The sequence below is a fragment of the Acetobacter zythi genome, from assembly GCF_963921165.1.
Lineage (GTDB): Bacteria > Pseudomonadota > Alphaproteobacteria > Acetobacterales > Acetobacteraceae > Acetobacter.
This window is the reverse complement of sequence record NZ_CAWUEO010000029.1, coordinates 1-1,174: the sequence shown is the minus strand read 5'-3', so window position 1 is coordinate 1,174 and position 1,174 is coordinate 1. Positions and strand designations below refer to the sequence as shown.

Here is a 1,174-nt window from a genome sequence, read left to right as displayed (position 1 = left end):
CATCGCCTTGCCCTCCTGTGTCGGGATTGCCTCCGTCCAGGGCAATCGCCAGCCAGCGATCAGTGGTCATCCATGAAATCGCTTTGCGCCTGCCAAGGTCAAGCAGATGCGCGCCGCCGCTGAAGGCGCCGATCCGGGGGCGGGATGCCGTATTGGCCCACTGGAATCCCCATCGGCCCCGCAACCGGAATGTTCGCGCACAGCGCAGCACGAACTCCACAACCTGATGCGGATCTCCGGTCGTCTCATCGTGCATCCAGAGTTTCGTGCCGCCATATTCAGGCACGATCGACAGAATGAAACCGTCAGAGGGCGGGTCTTCCGCCGCCAGTTCGTCCATGAATTCATTGTAGAGATCGAGCCCCTTTGCGGCATTGTCCACCGTGCCCACGTCGAGCACGCAGGAAAAATGCGTGAAAAAATCAGCCATCGGAAAAACTCCCGAAACGAAAAAAGCCCGGCGCAGGGGCCGGGCTCGTAAAAACGTATTGGCGGAAATACAGAAAAGCGGCTTTCAGGACGCACGCTCCATCAGCCTGCGGGCCTTTTCTTCCAGATCCAGCCGCGTATCCTGATTGGCTTTTGTGCGTGCCAGTGCGGTAATCCCCTGCACGAAATCGAACACGCTCTCGGGCTTGCGGCCCTCTTCGTGCAGCACGGTTTCGATGATCTTCGCGGTTTCCGGTTTCGAGAACCCGCGACGGCGCAGGAAACTTTCGCGATCATCATCGGTTCTGGCCACCAGCGCCCGACGCGAAGCCTGGATACCGGAAACAAACGAGGCCGGGCTGGCCGTGGCGAAATTCCGGAGCGCTGGTGTCGCCTGATGCACGAAGCGGGATGCTGCAAACTTGCTATGCCGGATCGTGATCTGTTCGAAATTTTCGACGCCCCAGAGCATGCGATTTTGGCACACTCCGCGCAGGTAAAATGACGCAATACCAAGGCTTTTACTGCCGACTTCAGAATTCCACGCATAGAAACCCCGGAAATAGAGATCGGGATCGCCATTGGGCAGGCGTCCGGCCTCAATCGGGTGTGTATCGTCCACGAGGAACAGAAAAACATCGCGATCTGATGCGTAGAGCGTCGTCGTCTCCTTCGTGATATCCACATACGGATTATGGGTCATGGTCGCCCAGTCGATGACACCGGGCACCTTCCAGTTGGTATC

The 1,174-nt window shown here is 57.9% G+C and carries 2 protein-coding genes; both read right to left on the bottom strand.

Features of this window, described 5'->3' with window-relative positions; translation table 11 throughout:
• The coding region (locus AABE20_RS10240; protein WP_338332972.1) for a hypothetical protein at nucleotides 1-430 on the bottom strand (430 nt) is incomplete at its 3' end.
• Between the two features lie 84 nt (nucleotides 431-514).
• Nucleotides 515-1,174, bottom strand: a 660-nt coding sequence (locus AABE20_RS10235) for a DUF932 domain-containing protein (protein ID WP_408740864.1), incomplete at its 5' end; no start/stop codon positions are given.